At 48.2% G+C, this 9,263-nt stretch carries 6 protein-coding genes; 2 read left to right on the forward strand and 4 right to left on the reverse strand.

Annotated features, from left to right (window positions below):
* Nucleotides 1-480: 480 nt before the first annotated feature.
* Nucleotides 481-2,325 (reverse strand): heavy metal translocating P-type ATPase, encoded by a 1,845-nt coding sequence (locus DF283_RS07540; RefSeq protein WP_303674128.1) that lies wholly within the window; start codon nt 2,323-2,325, stop codon nt 481-483.
* A 149-nt stretch (nt 2,326-2,474) separates the two neighbouring features.
* Nucleotides 2,475-3,329 carry a YitT family protein gene (locus DF283_RS07545; protein ID WP_443083004.1) on the reverse strand — a complete coding sequence of 285 codons (855 nt, stop codon included), beginning with the start codon at nt 3,327-3,329 and terminating at the stop codon, nt 2,475-2,477.
* A gap of 505 nt (nt 3,330-3,834) precedes the next feature.
* On the opposite strand from DF283_RS07545, the gene DF283_RS07550 reads away from it, so the two are divergent.
* Nucleotides 3,835-4,455, forward strand: a complete 621-nt coding sequence (locus DF283_RS07550) for a pilus assembly FimT family protein (RefSeq protein ID WP_303674130.1) — start codon at nt 3,835-3,837, stop codon at nt 4,453-4,455.
* A gap of 633 nt (nt 4,456-5,088) precedes the next feature.
* Here DF283_RS07550 and DF283_RS07555 read toward each other — a convergent pair.
* Both DF283_RS07555 and DF283_RS07560 read right to left on the reverse strand, forming a co-directional pair.
* The gene (locus DF283_RS07555) at nt 5,089-5,535 is read right to left on the reverse strand and encodes a hypothetical protein (protein ID WP_303674131.1); all 447 of its coding nucleotides are present in this window, start codon (nt 5,533-5,535) and stop codon (nt 5,089-5,091) included.
* A complete protein-coding gene (locus DF283_RS07560; protein WP_303674132.1) occupies nt 5,510-6,100 on the reverse strand; it encodes a nucleotidyltransferase domain-containing protein in 591 nt (196 codons plus the stop codon). Before DF283_RS07560 ends, DF283_RS07555 begins: the two co-directional genes overlap by 26 nt.
* A 2,502-nt stretch (nt 6,101-8,602) precedes the next feature.
* Between DF283_RS07560 and DF283_RS07565 the strand changes: the two genes are divergently transcribed.
* Entirely contained in the window at nt 8,603-9,160 is a 558-nt protein-coding gene (locus DF283_RS07565) for a hypothetical protein (RefSeq protein WP_303674133.1), read from the forward strand.
* Nucleotides 9,161-9,263: the final 103 nt, after the last annotated feature.

Raw genomic sequence — 9,263 nt, forward strand, 5'->3', positions numbered from 1 at the left:
CCCCTCCTGCCCCCCTCCTGCCCTCCCCTGCAAAGAATATATTTTAATGTCGAAATGAAAAAAACAGTAAAACCTCCCCTGAGGCCTGATTTGTCATTCCCGAGGAAGCGGGAATCCACGCTGTCTTTCACGTTTGTACTTATTTATTTCTCTTTTTTGATTGCTGGATCTGCGTGGCTCGGCTCAGCGGATTCCCACTTTCGTGAGAATGACAAGAGGTTTGAGGCCTAAGGAAGGTAGGATAGGTTGGCACGATGGAATGGGGAAAGGTTTGTGGATGGTGGCGGATGCTTGGGCGTTTTTCTGGATTCCCACTTTCGTGGGAATGACAGCGCCATAACAAATTGAAAAGACATGCGTGGGGAGGTCTGGAGGGGGGACAGGGCTTACCCTGGACTCTGTTCCCCCTCCAGTGGGGTGCAAGGGGCAAAGCCCCTTGAGAAAGAAAAATCCCTATGCGTAGCAATGACAAAAAACTTTTTAACAAGCCATATCAATTGCAATTCGGGGACGCCAGGCCAGCCGCAAGGCGTTGAGAATGGCCAGCAGATCAATGGCTTCCTGCACCAGTGCCCCTTGCACCGGCGAGAGATAACCCAGGGCCGCCAGCCCCATGCCCAGCAGACTCAGGACCATGCCCCCGATGGCGCATTGCAGGGCGATCCGGCGAAGCAGCAGGCTGATGTGCAAAAGCTCATCCACTTTGACCAGGGTATTTTCCAGGATGACGGCCCCGGCAGCCTCACTGGTGACGCTGCTGTGTTGGCCAAAGGCCAGCCCAACGGTCGCGGTGGCCAGTGCGGGAGCATCATTAATGCCATCGCCCATAAACAGGGTGGGAGCCAATGCCGTTTCCGCTCGAACGATAGCGACTTTTTGCTCGGGGGATTGCTCTGCTAACGTGTTCTGAATGCCCAACACCTCTGCGAGATAGGCCACTTCCGAAGCGCGATCTCCGGACAGCAGCAGGACTTTTTTAAAGCGGTGAGAGGGCCCCAGATGACCAATAAAGGAATGTCCCTCGGCACGGGGGGCATCCCGCAGGCGAAATAGTCCGGCGTATTGATCGTCGCACAGTAGAACGCATTCCAATCCCGCGGCCACCGGCGGCAGGTTGGCTGCCAATTGTGGCCAGAGTCGGTCAATTTTATGCCGGCTGGTCAAATGCCAGCGGTGTCCGTTGACCAGTCCGGATAGGCCCTGTCCCGGCTTTTCGGAGACTTCACCGGCTTTGGGCAGGGGGAGGTTTTCCCGGGCTGCAGCTTCGAGAATAGCGGAGGCCAGTGGATGTTTGGAGTAGCGCTCCAGGCCAGCTGCCGCTTGCAGTAACGCCGATTTTTGAAAGGAAGGGGCTGGTAAAATTTCCGTCACGGCGGGTTTGCCATAGGTGAGCGTCCCGGTTTTGTCAAAAATAGCGGTTTGGCAGGTGGGTAAACGCTCCAGCACCACCGGGTCTTTAATAATAATGCCACGTTTGGCGGCCAGAGAAATGGCGCTGATGATGGTGATGGGAATGGCAATCAACAAAGGACAGGGCGTGGCAATGACCAGCACGGCCAGAAAGCGGACTGCCTCCCCGGTGATAGCCCAGGTAGCCAGTGCCAGCAGCAGGGCTACGGGCGTGAAGATGGTGCCGATCTGGTCTGCCAGGCGGCGCATGCTGGGGCGTTTCTGTTCGGCATCTTGCATCACAGTCATAATGGTGGCGTAGCGGGAGTCAACGGCCCGTTTTTCCGCCCGAATCACCAGAGCGGTTTCCCCGTTAATGGCGCCGGACAGGATGGAAGACCCCGGCGCCTTGTCTACCTGATAGGGTTCACCGGTCAGGTAGGACTCATCCATGCTCCCCTGACCCTCCAGCACCGTACCGTCCACCGGGGCGGTTTCATGGGGAAAGATCACCAGACGATCCCCAATGGCGATCTCGTCAAGGGCGACTTCCTCAATTTGCTCACCGGTCTGGCGATGGGCGACACTGGGCATCCGCTTGGCCAACGCCTCAAGGACAGAGGAGGCCTTGCGCAAGGCAAATTGTTCCAGGGTTTGCCCGCCTGCCATCATCAGGACAATCAGCGTTCCGGCCAGATACTCTCCCAGGGCCAGACTGGTCAGCAGGGCCAGCACGGCCAGAATATCGGCACCGAAGTCTTTCTTGAGCGTTTTCCTAAAGACCTGAAGGGTCAAGGGAATGGCGCTTATGGCCAAAACGGCCTGAAGCGGCAGCAGGGAGCAGGGGAGCCCCAGTCGCCAGAATAGCCCATGCAGCAATAACCCCACAAGGGTGATTAGGGTAAGTATCGCTGACCAGTGTGGAGAGGTTTTCATCGGTGCATTATGTTATTGATATTTATTGTAGGAAGATTCATAGCGCAACGCTTTGATGTGATGTTAACACTTGGCCTTATGCGCCAAATTGACATTTTAGCCCAGAATCCTCACACCAGAAGGCCCCAATGGTTCATGCGCAGCTTGACTTAATGAAACCGGCTCTTTTTAACCACTCCCCCTTCCACGTCCGAAAGGGTGTGCATCATGATAAAGGCGTTTTCATCGATGTCACGGGCGGCATTTTTAATTAATGCGATTTCAAGGCGGGTGACCACGCAGAAGAGAATATCCTGCGCCTCGTTGCTGGAGCCTCTGCGGCCTTGATATACCGTGACGCTGCGCTTCAGGTCCCGGACGATGGCTTGACGGATGGCTTCATTCTGGAGGGAAATGATGGTGATGCCAGTAAACTCTTCAAGCCCGTGCAGGATGAAATCAATGGTTCTGGAGGCCGCCAGATAGGTTAAAACCGAGTACAAGGCGGGCTCAACACCCAGAAAGAAAGCGGCAAACAGAAAAATAACGATATTGAGGATGAGAATGACGTCACCGACGCGCAGGATATGGGTGGCTTTGCTGATGAGCAGGGCGGCAATTTCTGTGCCATCCAGCACCGCCCCGCCCCGAATGGTGAGTCCAATGCCCGCCCCGATAAAAAATCCCCCAAAAATCGCGGTGAGCAGTTTATCCGGGGTGACATCGGGAAAGGTCACAAAGGCCAGACAAAGGGCCAGACCGGCAATCGCCAGGGCGCTTTTTACGGCAAAGCGCCAACCCATCTGGCGAAAGGCAAGCAGGATAAAGGGCAGGTTGATGAGGGGAATCAGAATGGCCAGCGGGATGGAGAAAATTTTGGCCAGCAGCATGGAGACGCCGGTCACTCCTCCGTCAATGAAGTGGCTGGACAGCAAAAAGCCTTTTAGTCCAAAGGCGGCACAAAAAATACCGCCCAGAATCAGTAAAATATCTGTACCAAGCCGAACACTTCTGCTCATTTTCATCATTAGACCAACCTTCCGGGGATGTTTGGAGACCTTGCCGACCGAGTGACTGGACTCTTAATGGGCTCTATCGCTTCAACAATAGCACAGATACGCTGGGGGGGGCTGCCGAAGGGTGATTGGCAGGCGGCGTTTGCGAACGGGTTGCCCCCGCCTCAATCAGAAGCCTTACTTGCAGAAGCCTTTCTTGAAAGTCATTCAATGACCCGGGTTGTTACAAAATATTAATTGTTTTACCGTAGTTCTAAACTTTTACAATACAGCGGTCGATAATATTAATTGTAATGCTCCCCTACTGTGTTATTGTTCTGAAAATACCTTGTTGAGGCTTTTTTCTGGGATGTTACCAGCGTGGGAATGATTAATTAAGCCAGGAACGTAATTTCAGCGTAAAGTCAGTGTATCCAGCCTCAATGGTTGGTTTTGGGAATATTGCGATATTAATGGTAGATAGACTGAGTTTAAAGAGTTCACCAGTCTCCCCACTCAGCCACAGGAGTTCATGATGAAATTTTCAGGCATTGACAGATTCGTTAAGGGAATCCGGTCAGGCTTTACATTGGCGGAATTACTGGTTACCTTGCTCATTCTGGCTGAAATTTTTGTATTTACCATTCCCAAAGTGCTGGTTACCCAACGCAATCAACAGTACAACGCCCGGGCCAAAGAGGTGGCGGGCATGATTACGGGGGCCTACCAGCAATTACAACTCAACGGCGGGCTCAGTGCGGCTACCAAAGGCAAAGATTTAACGCCCTACATGAACTTTGTCAGTGTGGATACCACCAGTTTCATTGATAGTTTAGGTTCAGCGGCTTATTCGGAAGTCTGCAACAGTTCCATGCCCTGCTTGCGCTTACACGGGGGAGGGCTGTTGCGGATAGGAGTGCATGGTTGCTATTGTGAAGTTACGTTTTGGGGAACCAGCACCACGAACTATATTGGTTTTCAGTTTGATCCGGATGGCTTAGCCTTGGGTGGCACGAATAAAGATGTGATTGAATTTGATCTTTTTTATAATGGGAGACTGACGACCCGAGGTGCAACGAGCGGCTGGATTCAATCTAGCGGTATGGCTACATCCTCTACCGCTCCAGACTTTGATCCTGCCTGGTTCTCCTGGTAACAGTCGCCAGTCCGCTTTAAGGCACCCCTGCCCAGTGGCCTGCCTTTTGCCTGATTGCACAGGGCTCCCTGCTTGTGCATTGCGCAAAGGTACCTCCCTCAGGAGTGCCTGTGTAAAAGTATTACAGGCTTACTCGGCGGAGTCCTGTCTCTTCAGTTCATTTCCTTGTGAATGGTGTGCGAATATTTGAAAAAAACTGCAGGTACAACCTGTTTTGGAAAGCCTCTTTACAACAGGACAGAATGCAAAAAACACCCGGAAAAGGGGTGTTTTGAGAAGACTTAAAAAGTGGCGCGCTCGGAGAGATTCGAACTCCCGACCTCATGGTTCGTAGGGATGACCCATGCTGATTGGCTTTCCAGGTTTTATAAGTCAATTTAGACCAAAAACAATATCTTTTTCAAATTTTATGTCACTCTGCAGGCCAATTTAGTGACGTATTTTCAAAAGCCAAGGCTGAAAACATTGATAGCATTTACATTTTAAACCATATTCTACAACCAGTTGATGACATCAAAGAGACATAACTGGAGCACATCTTAGACTGGCCCAGACACATCTTGCCTACAAATGGCCCCCTATCAGACAAAAAATAGAATCAACTAGGTCTTTTTAAGAAAGGTTCTATATTTTTCAGGCCAGTAGACGGGGATAAAACTTCTTCAGCCAATCCAGAACATCCTGGCGAAACGCTCCAAGCTCTTCCAATAATTCTGCCACGCCCGAGTTCGAAACAACACCCGCCCGCTCATACTCGGAGGCATTGCGCATCTTCCGGCAATTATCCAGATAATGAATACGCGCTTTGGCATCACCACCCATGGTAAACCGCAGGGATTGGATGGTGATATAGTGATGTCCCACACTGGCTGAAGGCCGGTAGCCTGAAGCGTATAACAGAATCGTGGCTAGCTGCAGGGCCGCTTGATAAGCAATCGTAAACCGGTTATCTGGCGATAACGCTTCAATGGAAGCATCCCGGATGTTTCGCTCAATCGCTTGTAGCAATTGGGCCACTTCTTGCGAAGTGGTCTGGTGAGGTTTTAGTTTCCCCTCATTCAACCATTGCTGTAAACTCATCCTGAGTTCCTTTTAACCAAATTTTTGGGGTTTCCATTAGCTCAATGGCAAAACGGTTTTGATCCTGAAGCCGCTGTCGGTAATCAGCTACCGTCATGATAACAGGATTGAACTCCCGCTTCAGGTTATCCGTGCTATCCGCCATGGCCTGTGAGAGGCTTTTTAAGCTCACATCCCCCAGTAAAAACAAATCAATGTCACTCTCAGCGGTGGCATTGCCTTTGGCTAGAGAACCAAAGATAAAGGCCAGTTTGACCTTTTGATCCAACGGCTCCAGCGCTACTTTTAAGGCCGTGGCCATTGCATCGGTTTTCAGAAAGGCCTGTTGCAGATCCTGAAAAGCCGGATGAGCTTGTTTAGCCTGATAATAGACCCGGTTCCCGCTTTTTTCTTGGGCAATCAAATCCGTTTTCTCAATGCGCCCTAGGGCATGCTGGACTTGCAGCAGGGAATGGCCGGTTGTTTCAGCAATTTCCCGCTGATAATAGCGGCTATCAGGATGTGTGAGAAACAGGCACAGCACATCCACCAGAACCGGGCTTGGAAACAGGGGCATGAGCGACATCGACTAACATCCTTAGTCTTTTGACCAATTTTATTAGTCATTATGACATGCCGACTACAGACGCGCAAGCCTCAAGGTATATCAATCCATCTAGAAGGACGAGCCTTTGGCAGGGAAAACCCAATGGCGGCCCTTGGGGCAAGAAGGCAAACTCGAGCTTGACCTGCAGTCAGTCGCAAAACCCATCGCTTCGCAATGCTCCCTAATGTATGCGACACAGCAACTAAATCCGGTGGAAAGAAGGACGTTTGAAAGAGAGGAAAGCAACTAAAATCAGTCATTTAGTATAAGTGACCATTTCTGTAATACCCCATAGCTTTAGCAGTATTGACTTTAAAACCATGCTCGACTAATCCAAAGTAACTATTTGGATTGACCAAAAATGGACACGCACATTTAACGTTCTCTCACTGCCGCGATTCAGGAAGCCAGTGCCAGTATTAAAGTACTGCTCCTGACTAGCTCACAGCAATACAACAGGCCAAAATTTCACAGAATCCCTCGCTGGACGTTTAACTATTGCTACTTCAAGGTATTACATTTGCTGAAGAGGAAGGGCGCGTATAGGTTTTGCCGTTTCTGCCGGATCTGGAACGATTAAAGTTACGATAGGAACAGGCAAAACCATTGACCTTACCAGAGGTTTACCACAAAATCTGGCGCGGCTCTTATCCAGATATGGAGGTACAGGACAGTAAAACTGAGGACACTTCTAAGGTCAAGACCACGCCAAAGGAAATATAGCACTGCTACTCTTAGTTAAATCCCCTTGTCTGCAGAAAGGCAGGCGTTCACTCCACCCAAAAAGCTTTGCAACTTTCCGTAGTGCCTCTCTGGATAGAACCTGCCAAAAACTGAACCTCTGTTAGGCATCTTAGTCTGTAAGTAGACATTGATTTGATACAATAACTACCAGAACCAAAGACCCCCAGCAATAATTTATCAACCGAAAGCAAAAACGGTTAGTGCTGAATTGTCCACCATGCCCTTTGAACTAGAGTCCATACGGTAACTTTGGGTTAGAATTTTGGTCTTGACCCGAAAAGCCTACAAGGCGACGTGAGAAAATCGGGGTTCAACAGCTTGGCAAACCAAGCTCCTTGCAGCGGTAAAGAAATGAGAATCTGCTCTACTGAAGAATTATGAGGGCGGACATCATTGTAATCTTTTCGCCAAACTTCAACTTTCCCCTACGCCCCTAAAGACAAGAAGCAATCTTGATTCAAACATTCCTAACAAAAACGGCTGCTAAAGCTCTTATCATAAGGAGCATCCAGATCCAAAAGATCTTTGAGTAACAGCTCTGAACATTAAAAACATTATGCGTGGGTTTTCCGGATCTGGAAAAATCCAATTGCACGCCTCTAGCGAAGGCTCAAAGATCCAGTTCTTTCGATATGAACTCAGGCCGATTATCCACTCTTATGCAGGAAGGTTTTCCATACTGGCTGACTGCCAAATCGAGTGTTTAAAAAACGTTAAAATCCTTATAACGGACGCCGACTCTGATGGATAAACTAATTCGGGTATGATTATCCACAATAGTTAAACAGCGAAGCTTTTGGCCATAGTTGAGGTTAATTGACACAAAGTCCATACTCTAGCACTCGTTTTGCCTTGCTGCAAGCACCCTAACGTGCCTGAGCTGATGGTTAACTCGCCTCTTGGATGTCTGTGAATTCTCTTGCTAGTAGAACCGGTAAACCCGTTTGAAGTGAATGTCCGATTCTTCCCTTCTGAGGAGAATATGAACCCGTCGATAGCCATAGCGGGGCTTTTGAAGGCAATTTCCTTTAAAGCCGTCGATTCTGAAACCGGGCAATTACTTAGACTGAGATCTAGATGGCCGAAATACACTCGCGTTTCGGCGACTTTACCAGCGAATCGTACAGCGGTTTCACCCCCCACCCTATTATACCGACAAGTAACTCCTGAAGAACGACTGATCCAAAGCAAAGCAGACACCGTCGGGTTGAAAGCAATAATGCGGACACCAGACATTGGCTCACCCTCTTTTCGCCGAAAAACCAAAGTCGTTTCTCAAACTACCCTCTTGGTCAGTTTAGCCCTCAAACTCCAAGCCATTAGACACTTGCTATTCAACTATTGAAATAGCGCCCTTCCTACTTATCCTTTTGGATGGTTATATTCTTAAAATATACTATTGTAAATTCTTGTTAATTTTTTTGACTTAACCAAGATTCAAGACTCATTTTTGTGAGATTTTCCTAAATATAGTTTTTCAATTTGAACTATTTTTCATTAATTGAGCGAGCAAAAAAATGAATTTACATAGCAACTTACCTGTCTTTATGCCCACCTTAGGCAAAGCGAATGCCAGTCAAAATAAACTTGAAACAAGTTTAACTGCTCAAAATCTAAATACCGCTTGGGTCTAAAGATATCATCCAGTTTTCTGGAGGGAGTGCTACTGATGCAGCCAAAGAGGCGGCAAAAAGCGAGGCGCAGAAAAATAATAAATCTCTTATTAACTGGGGAAAAATGGCCGTCAAATTTACCTTTAAAACGGCTTTTCAGATTGCTAAAAATATTATAAACGTAGATCATGTAAAATGGCTTGGCACAAAAACTAAGGAAATACTCCACAAAACCGGTGATGCCATGTCAAATATTGGCGACCATATCCATTCTTTTGTACAACATGGTTGGAATTTTGCCAAAGACCATATCATAACAGGTTTTCAAACTCTCTATGAATCTTTTGGGGATTTAATTCATAGAGGATCAGAACTTTTATTTGGCAGTTCAAGCATTAAAACAGCTTCTAAATCTTTAAAGTTTGGTGGCCAAAATGATTCGCCAGCTCAATCTTCACAAGCATTTAATCCACCAACAATGGCTGGACAAGCAATAGAGCAAAAAGATTTCACTAAAGCTCAAACTCTTGAAATTCAACTGAAAGCCCAAGCAGCTCAAAGAAAATTTGAAAGAGAAGCTAAAAAGCCCAATATCACTGAGTCTGAAAGATCATCTATTTCAGTTCGTTACGCTACTGAAATTTTCAATCCTCTTTTTGAAAATCTAGAACTCATACGGTAACTTTCTGAAGGCAGAGCATGGCGCAGCCCAATTGCCAGAAGGCCTCCCAATTCTGCCAGCGATAGTCGTAGCGGATTTCAAGCTTTCTGAATTTGCCCAGCCA

The sequence above is a fragment of the Vampirovibrio chlorellavorus genome (assembly GCF_003149375.1).
Lineage (GTDB): Bacteria > Cyanobacteriota > Vampirovibrionia > Vampirovibrionales > Vampirovibrionaceae > Vampirovibrio > Vampirovibrio chlorellavorus_B.